The 18003-nt window shown below is 60.4% G+C and carries 14 protein-coding genes, 1 pseudogene and 1 other annotated feature; of the genes and pseudogenes, 7 read left to right on the top strand and 8 right to left on the bottom strand.

What is annotated here, in order from left to right; genetic code table 11:
- A pseudogene (locus tag ACILRC_RS14495) lies at positions 1–812 on the bottom strand (IS3 family transposase); the annotation flags it as partial.
- Positions 418–534, bottom strand: a sequence feature (AL1L pseudoknot). Its footprint overlaps the pseudogene before it by 117 nt.
- A gap of 6 nt (positions 813–818) precedes the next feature.
- Between ACILRC_RS14495 and ACILRC_RS14490 the strand changes: the two are divergent.
- The gene (locus ACILRC_RS14490; RefSeq protein ID WP_395670087.1) at positions 819–1271 is read left to right on the top strand and encodes an SDR family NAD(P)-dependent oxidoreductase; all 453 of its coding nucleotides are present in this window, start codon (positions 819–821) and stop codon (positions 1269–1271) included.
- Positions 1271–1927, top strand: a complete 657-nt coding sequence (locus ACILRC_RS14485) for a TetR/AcrR family transcriptional regulator (protein ID WP_395670086.1) — start codon at positions 1271–1273, stop codon at positions 1925–1927. Before ACILRC_RS14490 ends, ACILRC_RS14485 begins: the two co-directional genes overlap by 1 nt.
- Before the next feature lie 1023 nt (positions 1928–2950).
- Here the strand turns inward: ACILRC_RS14485 and ACILRC_RS14480 are convergent.
- From ACILRC_RS14480 to ACILRC_RS14455, 6 genes are read right to left on the bottom strand one after another with little or no spacing between them, the layout of a single operon-like run.
- Positions 2951–4138: an aromatic ring-hydroxylating dioxygenase subunit alpha gene (locus ACILRC_RS14480; protein ID WP_395670085.1), complete on the bottom strand. Its 1188-nt coding sequence runs from the start codon at positions 4136–4138 to the stop codon at positions 2951–2953.
- Complete coding sequence (locus ACILRC_RS14475; protein WP_395670084.1) at positions 4135–4785, bottom strand: TetR family transcriptional regulator C-terminal domain-containing protein; 651 nt, start codon at positions 4783–4785, stop codon at positions 4135–4137. The genes ACILRC_RS14480 and ACILRC_RS14475 overlap by 4 nt, the downstream gene beginning before the upstream one ends.
- 43 nt (positions 4786–4828) lie before the next feature.
- A complete protein-coding gene (locus ACILRC_RS14470) occupies positions 4829–6100 on the bottom strand; it encodes an aromatic ring-hydroxylating dioxygenase subunit alpha (protein WP_395670083.1) in 1272 nt (423 codons plus the stop codon).
- Between the two features lie 29 nt (positions 6101–6129).
- Positions 6130–7383: an aminomethyltransferase family protein gene (locus ACILRC_RS14465; protein WP_395670082.1), complete on the bottom strand. Its 1254-nt coding sequence runs from the start codon at positions 7381–7383 to the stop codon at positions 6130–6132.
- The gene (locus tag ACILRC_RS14460; protein WP_395670081.1) at positions 7373–8947 is read right to left on the bottom strand and encodes a phytoene desaturase family protein; all 1575 of its coding nucleotides are present in this window, start codon (positions 8945–8947) and stop codon (positions 7373–7375) included. The genes ACILRC_RS14465 and ACILRC_RS14460 overlap by 11 nt, the downstream gene beginning before the upstream one ends.
- Entirely contained in the window at positions 8944–10548 is a 1605-nt protein-coding gene (locus tag ACILRC_RS14455) for a phytoene desaturase family protein (protein WP_395670080.1), read from the bottom strand. Before ACILRC_RS14455 ends, ACILRC_RS14460 begins: the two co-directional genes overlap by 4 nt.
- A 223-nt stretch (positions 10549–10771) precedes the next feature.
- Between ACILRC_RS14455 and ACILRC_RS14450 the strand changes: the two genes are divergently transcribed.
- From ACILRC_RS14450 to ACILRC_RS14430, 5 genes are read left to right on the top strand one after another with little or no spacing between them, the layout of a single operon-like run.
- Positions 10772–11953 (top strand): acyl-CoA dehydrogenase family protein, encoded by a 1182-nt coding sequence (locus tag ACILRC_RS14450; RefSeq protein ID WP_395670079.1) that lies wholly within the window; start codon positions 10772–10774, stop codon positions 11951–11953.
- A complete protein-coding gene (locus ACILRC_RS14445) occupies positions 11950–13101 on the top strand; it encodes an ABC transporter ATP-binding protein (RefSeq protein WP_395670078.1) in 1152 nt (383 codons plus the stop codon). Before ACILRC_RS14450 ends, ACILRC_RS14445 begins: the two co-directional genes overlap by 4 nt.
- Positions 13102–13113: 12 nt before the next feature.
- Positions 13114–14028: an ABC transporter permease subunit gene (locus ACILRC_RS14440; RefSeq protein WP_395670077.1), complete on the top strand. Its 915-nt coding sequence runs from the start codon at positions 13114–13116 to the stop codon at positions 14026–14028.
- Entirely contained in the window at positions 14025–14897 is an 873-nt protein-coding gene (locus ACILRC_RS14435) for an ABC transporter permease (protein WP_395670076.1), read from the top strand. Before ACILRC_RS14440 ends, ACILRC_RS14435 begins: the two co-directional genes overlap by 4 nt.
- A 32-nt stretch (positions 14898–14929) precedes the next feature.
- Positions 14930–16363 carry an aminotransferase gene (locus tag ACILRC_RS14430; protein ID WP_395670075.1) on the top strand — a complete coding sequence of 478 codons (1434 nt, stop codon included), beginning with the start codon at positions 14930–14932 and terminating at the stop codon, positions 16361–16363.
- On the opposite strand, the gene ACILRC_RS14425 is transcribed toward ACILRC_RS14430, so the two are convergent.
- Complete coding sequence (locus tag ACILRC_RS14425) at positions 16360–17463, bottom strand: extracellular solute-binding protein (protein WP_395670074.1); 1104 nt, start codon at positions 17461–17463, stop codon at positions 16360–16362. The two genes, ACILRC_RS14430 and ACILRC_RS14425, sit on opposite strands and share 4 nt — an antisense overlap.
- Positions 17464–18003: the final 540 nt, after the last annotated feature.

The following is an 18003-nucleotide window of genomic DNA, read 5'->3' as shown; positions in this document are numbered from 1 at the left end:
CCAGCCCACTATCCGGCGGGCATAGACGTCAATCACAAAGGCCACGTATTGCCAGCCTTGCCAGGTTGAGACGTACGTGAAGTCCGACACCCACAACTGGTTGGGCCGGTCTGCCTTGAATTGCCGGTTAACACGGTCCAGCGGGCATGGCACGGCCTTGTCGCTGACGGTGGTGCGCACCACCTTGCCTCGACGTACACCGCGCAGGCCAGCGTGGCGCATGAGCCGCTCCACCGTGCAGCGGGCAACGGTCTGGCCTTCGCGGTTGAGCTGGCGCCAAACCTTGTCCGCACCGTAGACCTGCATGTTGTTCTTCCAGACCTAGTGAATCTGCGGCAGCAGGATTGCATCCTGTTTGGCACGCGCACAACGCAGCTCTGGTGTGCGTTGCTGGGCGACGTGGCGACGGTAACCAGACGGGGCGATTTGCAGCACTCTGCAAATCGGCTCGACCCCGTAGGTATGGCGATGCTGGTCGATGAATCCGCTCAGGACTTGAGTTTGCGGTCGAGCTCCGCCTGGGCAAAAAAAGCACTGGCCAGTTTCAGAATTTCATTGGCCCGGCGTAGTTCCTTGTTCTCGCGTTCAAGGGCCTTGATGCGATCACGCTCCTCGCTGGTGACGCCTTCGCGCAAGCCGGAATCGACCTCACTTCTTTTGACCCATTCGTTCAAGGTCTGGGGAACACAGCCGATCTTGGCCGAGATGGACTCAATGGCAGCCCACAGGGAGCGATATTCGCCACGGTGCTCCTGCACCATGCGCACAGCGCGCTCGCGGACTTCAGGGGAAAACTTTGTTGACTTTCTCATAGCTCCATCTTCTCAGGTGTTGGAGCCTCCTCAAAACCCGGGGCGGTTCACTTTGCGCGGCGAATGCACGGACAGGGGCACGGCGGCATCATCCTGATCGCCAGTCTGTTGGCGTTTCATGGCACACCCTACAACGCCAATTACGCTGCAACCAAAGCCTATGTGCAATCGTTGGGTGAGGCCCTGAGCGTTGAGCTCCAGGGCACTGGGGTGGACGTGCTGGTGTCATCGCCCGGCCCTACGGACACGGGCTTTGGCCCGCGCGCCCGCATGCGGATGCGCCGGGCAATGACGGCGCAGGAAGTCGCCACGGCCACCATCAACGCCTTGGGACATTCCGCCAGTGTGTTGCCCGGCACCTTGACCAAGTTGTTGCGCAGCGCGCTGGTCACTGCGCCACGCTTTATGCAAGTCCGTATCATCGGCAAGATGATGAAAGGGTTCGCCCTAAAGCACTGATGGCACGAAAAACAAAAAACGACGAAGCCCCCGCAGCCCTGGAGTTGAAAGACGCCTGCATTGAAGCCGCACAGGCGGTCATCGCAGAGCACGGTATTGAAAAGCTCAGCCTGCGGGATGTGGCGCGCAGGCTCAATGTTTCTCACCAGGCGCCCTACAAGCATTACCCCAGCCGGGACCACCTGCTGGCCGAAGTGATTCGACGTTGCTTCAGGCGGTTTACGGTTGCACTGAATAGCCGGAAACGGTCTGACGAACCGATAGAGGACATGCGGGCATTGGGGACTAGCTACCTGACCTTTGCCCTACAAAACCCGTTGGAGTACCGGCTGATGTTTGGCACACCGTGGCCCCAGGTTGAAGCCAGCCCCGACTTGGTGATTGACAGCCGGCATTCGTTCAACGTGCTGCGCGACGCGTTGACGCCGCTCTACGCTGGCACGGGTGCGGGGGCCGATGTGATTGATGCAGATGCGATGTTTGTGTGGTCAACCATGCACGGGCTGGCCACTATTTTGCAAAGCCAGGTCATGCAGCACATGGACATTAAACCGAACGTCATGCAGCATGCGCCTGCCGACGTGATGCAGATGGTGGATTTGGCGCTGATGGCCCGTATAACGGATCTCACTTCTATAAAGTTGAGAGTCTCTTAGTCCATTCAGGTCGTGGATGAAGCGACATCGTTGCTCGCCATCCAGTGACGCTGTAGTCCAGCCAACCACCCGAGCAGCAAAGGTAATCGTAGGAAGAAAAACTGCAAGCTGTATAGGTGAGCGAAAGCTCACAAACGGTGTCTCTTCCATAGCCGGGTCACCGTGGCCGAACCACGGCTTCTAGAAGGGCATAGCCAGCATCGTCACGATGGCAGGCGGCTGCCGACCTTTCACACGTCGAACTGCCTGCATCCAGATGTGTAACAACCGCACTTTATGTGCATCGATAGCACCTCGAGCCCACTTGTTCCCAACCAGACAAGCTGACCTGATTCGAACTGCGGGCGCAGGCCGCAGTCAAGCAGACTTCACGCGAGTGCTTGGAGTCGACCGTACATGCCTGTCCCGCAATGAGCGCGAGGTCCTCGGGGCGCCACTGTCGGTGATCAACCACTGCTTGTCCGAGATCAGCAGGATGGCGGGATAACAAGGCGCCGTGCCACCGTCAGTGGACGGTGCACTCAGCAGCGCTCGCAAACTGGTCCGTGTGCTGCAGCAGATCGGCTCCGGAGCGCCCGCTGGCGGAAGCCGGCAAAACCTGGGTTGACAAAGCAGATGGTGGTCGACGTAGAGCCAAGTGATGGCGAGCCGGCCCTTGCGCGTGAGGGGCGGCGTATGTGCCTACTCGGGTCTCGATCACGACCCGAGCACCTTAGGCAGCTGAAGGCCGAAGTAGTGGCGATGGGGAAATCTGTTGATCTACCCCGGCTGCATCTGCTGGCCTTGACATGCGATATGGATCCGCAGACGTACGCTGCTGAGCACTCAATGTTGGAGTCCCTGTGGGATCAGGGGGCTATCTCAGTCGCGGGCCAACATCCGGTCGCCTATTGTTTTCCAGAGTTGGCCGTGGGGTCACTGAGCATCTGCGGCGGGATTTCTGTAAGCGCACGTGTGCATACAGTGTCAAGGAGAAATGGATGAGAACTTCTGGCGACTAGACCTGAGCTCGAAGCAGGGGCATCAGGTCGCGCCTGCACACAAGCTGGAATTGCGTTCGCGCAGCACACCCTCACCGGGGTTGGATTCCAATGCACTAACCGGACAGGCGGCTTGGACCCTGGCATGCATATCGAGCACGCAATGCTCGTACGACGAGAGCGGGCCGAATGCAAAGTCCTTGGAATTGATGCCCAATTGAACGCGCTCGCACAGCGCACGGTCCTCAGCGCCGACCTGCCGGTTGATGCGCGCATTGAGGTATCGCAGCACCTTCATTTCGCGGCGTGTGTCAGGTCGCACGTAGATTGGATAGCGCACCCGGCATCGCTGCGCTCCGAGTGGAAAGAACTGGAACAAGTCCATGCTGTCACCGTAGATGTCCAGCCCGGTGTTGGGCGGCATGGTGAAGAAAGACCAGGTGTTGCGGACCTTCGCGGACAAATTGCTGTTGAGGCCCGGCGCCATCTGCTGGTACATGCGCTCGGCCCAATTGCTGCTTGGTTGGGGTCGCAGTACGCTCAGACTCCCCGCCACGCCATGCTGGTTCATGAAGCCGGTGATATCGCTGTCAAGCAGGCGCTGGTAGCCCGGGTGGCCGAGCGGCACGTGGTAGTTTTCCAGGTTGTTGTCGACGCCGACTTTCCAGTTGCACTTCCACTCCTCGTAGCCGGCCGCTTCCAGGGACACCATGTCTTCAAGCTGGTAGGGCTCAATCAGCGGCAGGTATTCTTTCCACATGTCGCGCAGGCTTACGCCACCGGGCACGATACGCACAAAAACCAGGCCGCAAAACACTTCGATTTCCAGAGGCCTCAGTCCCAATTGGGCAGTCTCCGGGTTGGCAAATGTGGACTCCGACGGTCGCCCGGCCAGGCTGCCGTCGAGGTGGTAGCTCCAGCCGTGGTAGGGGCAGGTTAGGCGCGCTTTGCACGTGGCGTTGCCGTCCAGGACCTTGGCACCCCGGTGCCTGCAGACATTCAAAAAGGCGCGCAGCACGCCGTCATCGCCGCGCAGCACCAGCACGGGGTCCCGCGGAAGGTCGAGCGTAAAGTAGTCGCGGGGCTTGGGTACTTCGTTGACATGACAGACAAACTGCCAAGAGGTGCGAAACAGCGTTTCGTACTCCAGTTCAGCCAATTCAGCGCTTTGGTAGGTCCAGGCGGCCAGCGGACGCGTAGCCTGGGACATGGCATCAGGTGTGGGTTTCATGGATGTCCTTTCTCGGGTGCCTGCAGCAGGTGCGCAATAGATGCCATACAAACCGCTTTGGCCTGTGTCGCACGAAAGGTGGCTGGGTCGAGCGCGGCGTGCAGCCACAAACCCGTAATCAGCGCCATCAGCCCCGTGGCCTGTTTGTCCGTGTCAATCGCGAGGCCGTGTGCAGTAGCTAGGCGTTCGAAAATGCCCTTATAGATGTTCAAGTCGACCTTGTAGAGCGCTCGATCAAGTTTGCTGAGTTTGGGGTACTTCGGAATCACGCTCCAGAAGCCCAGCCAGATCCGCAGGTTCTCGGTGTTGAACATCGAGCTGTTAAAGTTTTTGTCGATGCATTGGCGCAGCGCCAGGGCCGGGTCTGCACTGTCTTCAATGCCTGCCAGGGTATAGACGGTCCAGGTGTCGCACACCTGCTGGTAGGCCTGCATGATCAGCTCCTCCTTGGAGCCGAAGTGGTGGTTGATCAGGCCCCGGGATACCTGGCCCTCGGCGCAAATCTGCTCAATGGTCGTGCCGCTGTAGCCGTGCCGCGCGATGGATCGGGTGGTGGCCTCAATCAACAACCGCCGGCGCACTTCGGGTTGTTCGCGTATCCGTGTCGTACTGCCCTTGGGGCGAACGGCTGGTGTGGTGCTGTTCATCGATGGTTCCTCATGGCCCTGCGTCTATTGTGCGGGGGCTGACCTACAGCGGCTGCGACAAGGCCGTGCGCAGCGCCTCCAGATACCACTCACTGTATTGGCGGGCGTAGGTCTCCATGGGGTTGTAGGGGCCGGGCTCAAAAAACACCGAGTTCACGCCGCGCTGGTTTGTCTCGATGATGTGGCGGTCTTCCTGGCTCGTGTGGTCCCACAGCCAGGTGAGCGCGTCAAGCTGGTAATCCACGCCTTCCCTTGCCGCATTGTCCACCAGCCAGATCAGCTCAAACGCGGTGCGATCCACCGTTTGCGGGATGGTCCGGTAGAGCAGGGTGTAATCGGGGTAGGCCACAAAGTTCGAGGTGGGGCCGACGTCAATGAAGGAAGAGCCCCCGTCATAGCCGCGCATTTTGAAGTCGCCCATCAGAAGTGCCACGCCCCGGCCGTCCCGGCTGCCGCTCACCACGCCATCGACCAGGGCTGAACGGATGCTGTCGGCGCTTTCCTGGCCCGGCTGCGCTTTGCGGAAGTAAAAGTCGGTGTCGCGCAGGTCGATGCCCAGCGCCGCGTGGCGTGCCCGCAGACTAGCATCGGCGCCTTCGCGCTGTTGCTCGGTGCGCGCATAGGTGTGTCGCTTGGAATACTCCTGGTGCGCAGGCCCGCAGTGGTAGCACTCCTGGTAGTTTTCCTCCACCAGCTTCCAGTTGGCTTGCATGTGGTAGGTCTTGCGGGCTGCCACTTTGGCGTTGCGCCACCCGTACACCCGTGCTGACGCTGCAAAGGCTTCCTGCACATGCGCCAGGCCCAAAGGCTGCTGCGCCAGAGTGATGAAGATCATGCCTTCTTCGACGTGCACCCGGGCTTGTTTGAGGGGGTAATCGGCGCTGCGAAAGCCGGGCTCGCTCACCCGTGCCGTCTGCAACTGGCCTGCGCTGTCGTAAGTCCAGGCGTGGTAGGGGCAGACAAAGCGCCCGTGGCGTGCATGGCCGTAGCTTTCATCGCACAGCCGTGCCCCGCGGTGGCGACAGACATTGAGCAGGGCGCGGACTGCGCCGTCATCGCCGCGCACCAGAATAAAAGACTCCCCGGCCAGCTCGGCGGTGAAAAAATCACCAGGCGCTGCCAGCATGCTGGTGTGTCCTACGCAGTGCCAATGCGCGGTAACAAAGTGGTGCATGTCATAGGCAAAAAGATCAGGGGCTGTGTAGAACTCGCGCGGCAGCGCGTGGCCCGGTATGCACTTCGCCAGCGCGGCGCGCAGACTCGCGCTAGCTTTACCGGGCGGGGCTGGAAAGTAGATCTGTTGGACAGTAGGCATGGTTCGCTGATAGAGAGGCCGGGCCGCGTTTAACGCAATGGCGGGGGCAGGGCGCGGCGACGGGCCGGCGCATAAAACGGACGCGGCACGATCCAGCTGCGCACGTTGCGGCGCTCCCAATGCAATTCGCGGTGCAGGTACAAGTCCACCCAGAAAGTGGCCTTGCTATCGCAATAAGGTGCATCAATGCGTGCGATTGCAATATTGCGTTTGAGCGTAGGCGACCACAACGCAGAACTGATTTCGCCGATCTGGATGTTGTTTTCCGCATCGGCATACACGAGCGCGCCGTGGCCCGGTTTATTGCCGTCGAGCTCCAAGCCGACCAGTTTGCGTCGTACACCCCGAGCGCGGGCCGCCAGCAGGGCGCGCCGGCCATTGAAATGGCCTTTGTCCAGCGCCACGGTCCAGTCCAGGTTCAGCTCCCACGGCGTGCTCTCGCGCCCCAGTCGCAGGGTTTGGGCGCAGGACATGAAGTCCGCCCCGGGAAGAATGAAGCCTGCTTCGATGCGCGCCATCTCCAGCGCCTGGTAGCCCATGGGCGTAATGCCGCGGGACGCACCGGTTTGCATCAAGGTGTTCCACAGCTGCGCTGCGTGTTCCGGCTCTACCCACAACTCATAGCCGAGGTCACCGGTAAAACCGGTGCGCGAAACCATGACCGGAATGCCCTGCAGCGCTTGCTGTGCAATGCCCATGGCAGCGAGTGTGTCCAGGCCTAAAAATCCCGCCGCCTGCAACACCGCAAACGCGGTCGGACCTTGCAACGCCAGCGCGGCGATGTCGGCCGTGGCTTCGGTAACCTGCACATCAAAGCCAAAGGCGCAGTCCAGAAACCAATCGAGCTGCCGGTCCTGGCAGCAGACCCGGAACTCCTGCGGCCCGAGGCGAAACACGGTTCCGTCATCGATCACATGCCCCTGGTCGTCGCACCACAGCGTGTACAAGACTCGGTTGGGCGCGAGCTTGGTCATATTGCCTGTCATCAGGCGGTTGAGGTAGCGCTCGGCGTCAGGACCGCTGATGCAGTACTTGACCATGGGCGTGAGGTCGAACAGGGCGCAGCTGTTGCGAATCGCAAAGTACTCCTGCTCTACGTAAGAGTACACATCCGGAGTGAGATATCCGGCCCATGCGATGAAGCTGTCGGTTTGTATCCATGGCCGGCTGGCTTCGAAAAACGGACTGTGCAGCAGCGGGCGCCGGTAATGCGCCGCCGCTTGCGCGCCGGGCGGCAGGTGATGTGGCGCGGTCCGGGTCCCGGCGGTTGTTTCATTTGCCATGGAGGTCTCCGTCTTGCAGCACGGCACGCGCGGCATTGCGCCCGGCCCAGCCCGATACCCCGCCACCTGGGTGGTATGCCGCGCCGCACAGGTACAAACCCGGCACCGGACTGCGGTACTGGTGGCTGTGTGCGACCGGGCGGTTGATGAAGAATTGGTCAAAGGTCAGCCCGCCCTGGTGCCAGTGGCCGCCGGCAAGACCGAACCGTTGCTCCAGATCGGCGGGGCTCAGCAGCTCGCTGGCGAGCACCAGACCTCCGATGCCGGGTGCGTAACGCTCCAGGGTGGCCATGATGTTCTCCAGCAGTTGGGCCTTGGCCGCCTGCGGGTCGGGGCCGAGGTCATAGGGAACAAATTGCACCAGTGCCGAAAGAACATGCTGTCCGGGGGGCGCCAGCGCGGGGTCGTTAACGGTGGGCAGCGTGATCTCCAGGGCGGGGTGCTGCGGGATTTCGCGGTACTTGGACGGGTTGAAGGCCTGCTCCAGGTAGTCCATGGTCGGGCTGATCAGCAGGCGCCCGCCCAGTGCCGCATCGTCCAGACCACGGAAAGCCGGCTGTGCCCGCAAAGCCAGGTGCAGCTTGGCCACCAGACCCTGCGAGCGGAAGTTGCGCACCCGGCGCACGCAACCCGTATCGAGGTGCTCGACACCCAGCATGCCAATGTAGGTACTGCGCAAACTCGCGCTGCTCAGAACAACGGGTGCTTCCAGCGCGGTGCCATCGGTCAGCAGCACGCCGCTGGCCCGGTCCTCGTGCACGGTAATGCGCGCCACGGCTGCATTCAGACGCAGAGTGACACCTGCCGCCGCACAGGCTTTGGCCAGTGCTTCGCAGACTGCCCCCATGCCGCCCAGCGGTTGTGCCAGTCCGAGGGATCCCGCTTGCTGCTGCCCGGCGAGGCGGTGCAGCCAAGTAAGCACCGTGCCGGGTGAACGCGGACCGTAATCCGCACCCAGTGTGGCGTCAAAGGCCAAGGCGCCTTTGAGTAGCGGAGTCTGGAAGTTGTCGTCCAGCAAGTCGTAGACATTCATGCCACCGATTCGCAGCAGTTCACGCATGGGCGCTTTGCCCAGCAGACGCAGGCGCAGCGCCAGGCGCAGCAAGTCCCAGCGCTCACGCCAGTCCTGCAGCGAAAGCCGTGGCGGGGTGGTGGAAAACAGCGTCGCATAGACATCTGCATAGCGCGCCATGCGCGCCCGAAAGTCAGTGTAGGCAGTGGCATCAGCGGGTGGCAGCCCGCTGCCGGCCTCATGCATCGGATCCATAGATAGCGCGCTACCGTCCGGCTGCAGCGCGTGGGTCGCCATGGTGGTCGCGGCAAAAGAAAGGCCATGGGCCTGCAGGTTGAACTCCCGCACCAGCGACTGGGGAAGCCCGTGCAGCAAATGGGCGCAGGAGGAAACCTGGAATCCGGAGGCAAAGCTATGGGTCCGGGCTGCGCCGCCGACCTGGCTGGCAGATTCGAGCACCAGCACACGGCGACCGGCGCGTGCCAGATCCAGGGCACAGCACAGGCCGTTGTGGCCCGCACCGATCACGATGGCGTCGTAGCGGGCGCTCATGCGCTCACCTTGTGGCCTAGGTCGCCCAACACCGTGCGCGCCGCGTTGGCACCCGGCGCGCCCATCACGCCGCCTCCGGGGTGGGTGCTGGAGCCGCACATGTACAGACCCGCAATCGGCGTACGGTATTGCGCATAACCTGGAACGGGACGGTTGAACAGCAGTTGGTCCATCGTCAGTTCGCCCTGAAAGATGTTGCCCTCGGACAGGCCGACTTCGTTCTCAATGTCCCAAGGCGTGCGGATTTCAGCATGGCGGATCAGACTTTTGAAATTGGGGCTGTGTTCGGCAATCGCGTTGATCACTGTGTCGCCAAAGGCCTGGCGCTTTTCGTCGGTCCACGGACCGTCTGCAAGGTGGTAGGGCGCGTACTGCACAAACACCGACATGTAGTGCTTGCCTTCCGGTGCCATGGTGGGGTCGATGATGGACGGCAGCAACATGTCGACATAGGGTTTGCGCGACCAGCGCCCTGCCTTCCAGTCGTCGTAGCCTCGCTCGATCTCGTCCATCGTTTCCGAGATGTGCATATCGCCCCGGATAGCGGGCGAGTCCGCAGGCAGTGCCGGAAAGTGCGGCAGCCCGTCCAGTGCAATATTGAGCTTGCCCGAGGATCCGCGAATCTTGAAGCGACGCACCAGGTTCACAAAGTCAGGTGGCAGTTCTTTCTCGTCCGCCGTTTGCAAAAATGTACGCTTGACATCCATATTGCTGATCACCGTCTTCGCGTGGAACTCTGCGCCCGACTGCAGCGCGACGCCATAAGCGCGCCCGTTGCGGGACAAAATCTGGGCAACCGGACTCTCGGTAAGGATCTCGCCGCCGCTGGCGCGCAGCGAATCTGACATGGCCCGTGTGACGGCACCCATGCCGCCGCGCGCGAAGCCCCAGGAACCGACTGCGTCGTCAATATCGCCCATGTAATGGTGCAGCAGCACATAGGCGCTGCCCGGTGATCGCGGCCCCAGTGCCGTGCCGATGATCGAGCTGCCGGCCATCGTGGCTTTGATGAGGTCGTTTTCAAAGTACTCGTCCAGGAAGTCGGCCGCGCTCATGGTCCAGAAACGCACGGTTTCATGCATGCGCTCCTCGCCCAGCGCGTGAAATCGCTGGCCCAGATACAGTAACTCCATGATGTCGCTGGACTTGAACGATGTCGGGTCCGGCGGCGTGCGCATGAGCAGCGGCTTGATGAACTTGCACTGGCGCATCACATCGCGTGAAAAGCGCTCGTAGGCTTGCGCGTCTCGGGATGAGTGGCGCTCGTATTCGCGCCGCTGCGCGTCGTGGTTGGGGTAGGTGGCCAGGTGACGGCCGTCCCTGGTAAATGCTGCGCCGCCGCCGTAGGGGATGACTTGCAAGCCGTACTTGGGCAGTTCCAGCGCACGCATGATTTCCGGGCGGAGCAGACTGCACACATAGGAGCAGTTGCTGTAGGTGAACTCCGGGTGCAGGCTGCGGCTGACGGCGGCGCCGCCGATGTAATCGTTGCGCTCAAGCACCAGAACCTTCAGGCCCGCGCGCGCTAGGTAGCAGGCGCTGACCAGTCCGTTGTGGCCGGAACCGACCACGATCACATCGTATTTCTCGTTGCCTGGCATGCGCTGCTCCGAACTGCGCTGCACGCCCCGATGGCGGCGGGTATGCGCCAGTTCCTACTTTACTGTACGTTCGTTTAATTAACAGTGCAAGTAGTATCGAGCCGTTATGGGGTTTGTCCTATTGTTTTTGCCCTGCGCGGGGATTGACGCCATGCCCTTACTAAACTATCGTTCAACAAATGCGGGTCCATACTGGGTCTGCTTGCTCCAGCGGAATCCAACCATGGCCTATCCCCTGTCTGATGACGCTCTGGCATGGCAGCGCAAGGCGCTCGCCTTTGCCAACCAGGAGCTGATGCCTTTTGAAGAAGTGGCAGAGTTCAATGAAGGCGAACTGCCCCCCGAGGTCTACGCCCGCCACCGCCGCATCGCCCTGGAGCTGGGCATACCGTTGATGGATGCACCGCGCACGGCGGGTGGTCTGGAATTGCCCATGCTCACGCAGACGCTGGTGTGGGAGCAACTCGGGCGCGTCACCAACGCCTTGAGCTGGTGCATGTCGGAAGCGCAGTCCTGGATGTTTGAAGCCTGCAGCACCGATCAGCTGGAACGCTATGTATTCCCCATGATGCGCGGCGAGCTGCGCGAGTGTTACGCGATCACCGAGTCGGAAGCGGGTTCGGACAACACCGCCATCCGCACTACGGCGCGCCTTGCTGGTGACCACTACCTGATCAACGGTGAAAAGTGGTTTGTTACCAGTGCCAACAAGGCGGACTTTTTGTTTGTGCAGGCGGTGGTGGAGGACAGCACGCTGGCCGGGCCTGCACATGCGCTGTTCTTTGTGGAGATGAACAGCCCGGGAATAGAGATGCTGGACAACCCCCTGTTTGGCCACACCTACTCTTCGCATCATCCGACCTACGCCTTGCGGGATGTTCGCGTTCCAGTGGCGAACCGCATCGGTGCACCGGGAGCCGGTATGGATTACACCCGCTCATGGTTCCGGCGCGAGCGCCTGATGATCGCTGCACGCTGTTGCGGCGCTGCCGCACGGCTGATCGACCTGGCAAGTGAGTTCGCGCAAAAACGGGTGGTTTCTGGCCAGCCGATCGCGCAGTACCAGATGATCCAGGCCATGCTGGCCGACAGCATCACCGAACTGTGGGCTGCCCGCTTGATGACCTACGAGGCCGCCGCAATGCAGGACCGGGGCGAGCCGGTGGCGCTGATCCACACCCATTGTTCAATGGCCAAGCTTTACGCATCCGAGATGGCCAACCGCGTAGCTGATCGGGTGGTGCAAATTTTTGGCGGGCGCGGTTACATGCGCATCAATCCGGCGCAGCGGTTTTTCCGCGAACTGCGGGTGGACCGGATCTGGGAGGGCACCAGTGAGATCCAGCGCCTCATCATCGCCCGCAGCCTACTCAAGCGTGGCGTAGCAGGTGTAATCGGCCCATGAACACTCCGCAAATCCCGCCCATGAAAACCAGCACGCTGGGCGAAGAAGGCTTTTTGCAGGTGCTGGAGGTGAGCAAGCAGTTCGGCAATGTGACGGTGGTCGACAAAGTGAGTTTGTCGATCCGCCGGCAGGAGTTTTTTGCTTTGCTGGGTAGTTCGGGCTGCGGCAAATCCACGTTGCTGCGGATCATGGCAGGCCTGGAAACGCCCACCAGCGGGCGGATTCTTCTGGATGGCCAGGACATCACCGATCTTCCGGCGCACCGCCGCCCGGTCAACATGATGTTCCAGTCCTATGCGCTGTTTCCGCACATGGATGTGGCGACCAACGTGGGTTACGGCTTGCGCCGTGAAGGTGTTGCCCCGGCGCAGATTCGGGAACGTGTGGTGGAGGTGCTCGCGCTGGTTCAAATGGACTCCTATGCGGCGTCCAGGCCGGCGCAGTTGTCCGGCGGCCAGCAGCAGCGGGTGGCACTGGCGCGCAGCCTGGTCAAACGCCCCAAGCTCTTGCTGCTCGACGAGCCGATGTCGGCGCTGGATAAAAAAATCCGCCAGCAAACCCAGTTTGAACTGGGCAGCATCCTGCAGAAAGTCGGGGTGACCTGCCTGATGGTGACCCACGACCAAGAGGAGGCCATGACCATGGCCGACAGGCTCGCTGTGATGAGCGAGGGTGTGATCGTGCAAATGGGCACGCCTGAGCACATCTACGAGGCACCCAACACCCGTTTTTCCGCTGAATTCATCGGGTCCACCAATGTCTTTACCGGTTCGCTGGTATCCGACGGTGGCGATGTGCTGGATTGCAGCGAACTTGCGCGGCCCTTGCAGTTGCCGTCCGTGCAGTTCCATGGCCGCAGCGGGCAAGCGGTAACAGTTTCCGTGCGACCTGAGCGCATCCGGGTTTCGTGGCCGCAAAGCGCTGACAGCCGGGACAGCAGTGAGCAAAGTGTCAATACCGCCTTGGGCGTGGTCGAGCAGATCGGCTACATGGGCAGCTACACCCTGTACTACCTGCGATTGCCCTCCGGGCGGGTGCTGATGGCCCATGTGCCGCGGGAAGTATTGGCCGGGTTTGACCGCGAGCCGGATTACGGTGACACGGTGGCGCTGCACTGGTCGGTGCACAGCCTGGTGGTAGTGGGCTGAGGCGTTACAGCGATGCGGCAATCGATTTCCAGGTGGCCCTCGATGCTCATGCCCAGCGGCCGGACCTGGGCGATTGCGCTGCCTTTCGCGTTCCTGCTGGTTTTCTTTATGTTGCCGTTTTTGCTGGTGTTGAAAATCAGCTTTGCGCAGTCGGCGATGGAGGTCCCACCCTACACCGCACTGCTGCAATACCAGGACCAACAGCTCAACATTTTGCTCAGCCTGGAGAGCTACATCACCATCTTTACCGACGACATTTATTTTTCGGCCTATGTCAGCTCGGTGAAGGTTGCATTTTTCACGACGCTCGCGTGCCTGCTGGTCGGTTACCCGGCTGCATGGCTGATTGCCAATGCCCGCCCGGGTGTGCGCGAGTTGTTGCTGATGGGCGTGGTTCTGCCTTTCTGGACCTCGTATCTGGTGCGGATTTACGCCTGGGTTGGCATCCTGCAGGACCAGGGATTGGCCAACCGCTTGCTGCTTTGGTCGGGTTTGACAGATGTGCCGGTACAACTGATGAACAACACCGTTGGCCTGTATGTAGGCATGGTGTATTCCTACCTGCCTTATATGGTGCTACCACTGTATGCCTTTCTGGTGAAGATGGACCGCACCCTGCCGGAGGCTGCGCGCGATCTCGGCGCACAACCCTGGGAGGTTTTCATTACCGTCACCTTGCCGCTGTCCCTGCCCGGCATCACGGCGGGCTGCCTGCTGGTGTTCATACCCTCGGTGGGCGAGTATGTGATACCGGAGCTGTTGGGTAGCGCCAGCGACCTGATGATCGGACGGGTCATGTGGTCTGATTTTTTCAATAGCATCGCGTGGCCTCTGGCAGCAGCAGCAACCGGGGTAATGGTGGCTTTGCTGCTGGTTCCCATGGTGTGGTTGCAGCGGGTGCAAAGCCGTACCGGAGGTGTGGCATGAGTACGCTCAGTAAGTGGATGGGGCGGGGGTTTTTGACGGTCCTGTTCCTGTTTTTCTATCTGCCGATTGCCTGTGTGGTTTTCTACTCCTTCAACGCATCGCCCCTGGCCAGCGAATGGGCCGGCTTCTCGCTGCACTGGTACTTCAAGCTGTTGGAAGACGACGAGTTACTCAATGCCTGCCGCACCAGCTTGTTGCTGGCGCTGGCAACTGCCTGCAGCTCGGTGGTGGTGGGGGCCTGGATTGGCTATGTGCTGGCGACCTACCGGCGCTTTGCAGGCAGCACGTTGTTTTCAGCCATGGTCAACGCGCCGCTGGTGTTGCCCGAAGTCATTTCGGGCATGGCCCTGTTGCTCTTGTTCGTGTCACTGGAACAAAGCATTGGCTGGCCCCAGGGTCGCGGCATGGTGACCATGTGGATAGGCCACACCATGTTGTGTATTTCTTACGTGGCGATCACGGTGCAGGCACGGCTGGCCTCGATGGACCGCTCGCTCACCGAGGCCGCGCGCGACCTGGGCGCCGCGCCTTTACGGGTGTTTTTCGACATCACGCTGCCCTTGATTGCACCCTCGCTTTTTGCCGGTTGGGTGTTGTCATTCACGATTTCGCTCGACGACGTGATCATGTCGGCCTTTTTGTCCGGACCCGACACCACGACGCTGCCCCTGGTGCTGCTTTCGCGCATTCGCCTGGGACTCAACCCGGAAATCAACGCCGTTGGAACCCTGATCATTGCCGTGGTCAGCATCGGCGTGATTGGAAACAGTTGGTACCTGATGCATCGGGAGCGGGTGCAAGCCCGCTTGCTGGCACAGGCAGCGCTGGCCCGATCGCCACGTGCCGGGCAGACGCCACTGCCAAGCTGAGCATTCAATCAACCCTTTGTGATGCCACTCAAATGAAACACGACACGCTTCCATCCAGCCTCGCCCAGACCCAGGACAGCCAGTACTGGATGCATCCATGGGAGTACATGGCAAGTGCCGGCAGCGCGCAGCGCACCGTCATCAGCCATGCGCAGGGTATCTATGTGTATGACGAATCCGGTGCCCGCATGATCGATGGCCCCGCTGGTATGTGGTGCACGCAGATCGGCTACGGCCGCCAGGAAATGGCAGACGCCATCGCAGCCCAGATCACCCGACTGACCTACATCAACCCCTTCGCGTTGAGCGCCGGACCCCCGGCAGCGCTGGCGGCGCAGTTGGCGCAGATGGCCCCCGGCGACATGCACCATGTCTTCCTGACCACCGGCGGCACCACCGCAGTGGAGACCGCGCTGCGCTTTGTCCATTACTACAACAACGTGTTGGGCCGGCCCGAGAAAAAGCACATCATTTCCCGCGCCGACGCCTACCACGGAAGCAGCTACCTCACCGGTATGGTGGCCGGTAAAGACCGCGACAAGAGCTTTCTGGACATCAACATGCCGCAGGCACACCTGTTGTCCAGCGTGAACCCAAGGCGTCGACCCGAGGGCATGTCGGTGCAAGAGTTTTGCGATGCGCGGGTAGCAGAGTTGGAAGCCAAGATTCTGGAGATAGGTGCCCACCGGGTGGGTGCCTTTATTGCGGAACCGGTCCAGGCCTCGGGTGGCGTGATCGTGGCTCCCGAGGGCTATTTCAAGCGTGTATGGGAGGTCTGCCGAAAGCACGACGTGCTGTTTATTGCCGACGAAGTCGTGACCGCATTTGGCCGTCTGGGCCATTGGTTCGCGAGCAAGGAGGTGTTTGGTGTGGAGCCCGATCTGGTGACCTGCGCCAAAGGCATTACCTCAGGTTACCTTCCCCTGGGTGCCTGCCTGATTTCAGACCGCGTATTTGCCCGGGTAACCGGTGAGAACGCCAAGGGCGGCTCCTTTGCCCATGGCTACACCAATTCTGGGCACCCCGTTTGCAGCGCTGCGGCCCTGAAGAACATCGAAATCATCGAGCGTGAGGGTTTACTGGAGAAGGTGCGCGACCTGTCACCGCATTTCCAGGCGCGGCTGCATGCTTTGCGTGACATACCGATCGTGGTTGACACCCGTGGCATTGGCTTGCTGGGGTGCGTGGAATGCACGGTGCGCGGAATCGAGCACAGCGGCATGACGCCCTTGGAGCATCTGGCCTTTGATGCCGATCTGGGCGCGCGCATTGACCAGCATTGTCAGGCTCTGGGATTGATGCTGCGCCCCATCGTGAACCAGTGCGTTTTCTCGCCGCCGCTGGTCATCACCCATGCACAGATCGACCAGATGTTCGACATCATGCGCGAAGGTATTTTGCGCACCATGCGCGATATCGAATGCGATTTGGGTTACCGCGTCGATACCGTCACAGCAACCGCCTAACGACCGGATTTGTAGCGCAGCCAGAGTTTGTTGGTTGCGCGCAGCAAGGCGGTATCTTGCGGTTTGAAGGCGAAATACTCGGACATCTCGGCTTCAGTTGGGTATAGAAACGGGTCATTGGCCAGCTCGGGCTTAACCAGCGCCCGGGCTGCACCCACTGCGCTGGTATAAGTGATTTCATTGCTGTTCTCGGCCGCGATTTCGGGCGACAGCAGGAAGTTGATCCACTTGTGCGCCGCATCTTTGTTCTTGGAGTCTTTAGGAATGCCCATCATGGTGAACCACAGGCCCGTTGCACCTTTGGGCGTAGCGTAGCGAATGTCAAAGTCTTTTCCAGCCGCCTTGGCGCGTCGCTTCATCACGTTGTAGTCGCCTGACCAGCCGGTGGTGATGCAAATGTTGCCGCTGGACACGTCCTGAATCACGTTGTTGGAAAACAGTTTGATATAGGGGCGGATCTTTGCCAGCTCTTTGAAGGCGTCCTCTGTGTCGCTTAGCTTGGGGCTGTTGGGGTCACGGCCCATGTAGGCCAGCATGGTGCTGGCTTCGCTGGGTTGGTCGATCAGGGCGATGCCGCATTTCTGAAGCCTTTTGGCATTCTCGGGTTTGAACAACAGGTCAAAGCTCAGCGGTGGCAAGTCGCCGCCCCAGGCCTGCCGTGCCTTGGTCATGTTGATGATCAAGCCCTCAGTGCCCCAAACATAAGGAACGCCGAATTTGTTGTCAGGATCGTTTTTGGCTGTCTGCGCCATCACTGCCGCATCCAAATGTTTTCGATTTGGGATCTTCGTCCAGTCGATCGGCTCGAACAATCCGGCCTTGATCTGCTTGGCCATGTAATTCGAACTCGGGTACACCACGTCGAAGCCGCTGTTGCCGCTGAGCAGCTTGGCCTGCAGTGTGTCGTCGCTGTCCAGAATGCTGTAAACCACCTTGATCCCGGTTGCCTTTTCAAACTTGGCAACCGTGTTGGGCCCGATGTACTCGGACCAGTTGAGGACTTTCAAAGTGGTTTGCGCCTGTGCAGCACCGCAAAGGCCGATGAAAAAAGCGATCGCAGAGTTGGCTATCCATCGGATGGGTGGGGTTGTAGAGAACATAGTCGAATCCTTCCTGGGGAGTCTGTGACTAAAAAATCATGACTTGGTACGCGTCAGCCGTCGGTGGCCGCGCAAGCCCGAGCGATTTCATATTACTAGCTAACTGTTCAATAGGGCTAAGGGTTTGTCCCGTAACTGGTCACACTTTTAGGCAGGTTTCACAAAAGCAGCGGAGTCACCGCGCTGCGAACGCCTGTGAACCAAGCTGGCCGTTCTCATCAAGAAAACGGTTCCCAAAAGCATGGTGTTCGCGCTGACGGCCAACCGGGCATGATTGGCCAAGGGTTAGGGCGCCGCACTTGAGCAGCATCAAGCTCAAGACAGAGCTAGTTCTCAGTTTCACGCGATCAGACAGCTATTGACCGTTGTGGCTCATTGAACGATTGGGAAGCTCAGGAGCCCAGCTTAGCTAAGGATTATGTTCAAAACACCCCACCCAGTCTGACTGAGGCACGTAACTTGCGTTGATCGGCGGCATGAAACAAAAGACTCTGGACCTCGATCTCAACACCCGGCGCACACGCAAGCAAGTCTTGCTTG

The sequence above is a fragment of the Rhodoferax sp. genome (assembly GCF_044236835.1).
In the GTDB taxonomy this organism is placed as follows: domain Bacteria; phylum Pseudomonadota; class Gammaproteobacteria; order Burkholderiales; family Burkholderiaceae_C; genus Allorhodoferax.
This window is presented reverse-complemented; position numbering and strand designations above follow the sequence as displayed.

Coding starts and splice junctions, on each gene's coding strand:
- ACILRC_RS14485 (WP_395670086.1), top strand. CDS start 1,271: ATGGCACGAAAAACAAAAAACGACGAAGCCCCCGCAGCCCTGGAGTTG.
- ACILRC_RS14480 (WP_395670085.1), bottom strand. CDS start 4,138: ATGAAACCCACACCTGATGCCATGTCCCAGGCTACGCGTCCGCTGGCC.
- ACILRC_RS14475 (WP_395670084.1), bottom strand. CDS start 4,785: ATGAACAGCACCACACCAGCCGTTCGCCCCAAGGGCAGTACGACACGG.
- ACILRC_RS14470 (WP_395670083.1), bottom strand. CDS start 6,100: ATGCCTACTGTCCAACAGATCTACTTTCCAGCCCCGCCCGGTAAAGCT.
- ACILRC_RS14465 (WP_395670082.1), bottom strand. CDS start 7,383: ATGGCAAATGAAACAACCGCCGGGACCCGGACCGCGCCACATCACCTG.
- ACILRC_RS14460 (WP_395670081.1), bottom strand. CDS start 8,947: ATGAGCGCCCGCTACGACGCCATCGTGATCGGTGCGGGCCACAACGGC.
- ACILRC_RS14455 (WP_395670080.1), bottom strand. CDS start 10,548: ATGCCAGGCAACGAGAAATACGATGTGATCGTGGTCGGTTCCGGCCAC.
- ACILRC_RS14450 (WP_395670079.1), top strand. CDS start 10,772: ATGGCCTATCCCCTGTCTGATGACGCTCTGGCATGGCAGCGCAAGGCG.
- ACILRC_RS14445 (WP_395670078.1), top strand. CDS start 11,950: ATGAACACTCCGCAAATCCCGCCCATGAAAACCAGCACGCTGGGCGAA.
- ACILRC_RS14440 (WP_395670077.1), top strand. CDS start 13,114: ATGCGGCAATCGATTTCCAGGTGGCCCTCGATGCTCATGCCCAGCGGC.
- ACILRC_RS14435 (WP_395670076.1), top strand. CDS start 14,025: ATGAGTACGCTCAGTAAGTGGATGGGGCGGGGGTTTTTGACGGTCCTG.
- ACILRC_RS14430 (WP_395670075.1), top strand. CDS start 14,930: ATGAAACACGACACGCTTCCATCCAGCCTCGCCCAGACCCAGGACAGC.
- ACILRC_RS14425 (WP_395670074.1), bottom strand. CDS start 17,463: ATGTTCTCTACAACCCCACCCATCCGATGGATAGCCAACTCTGCGATC.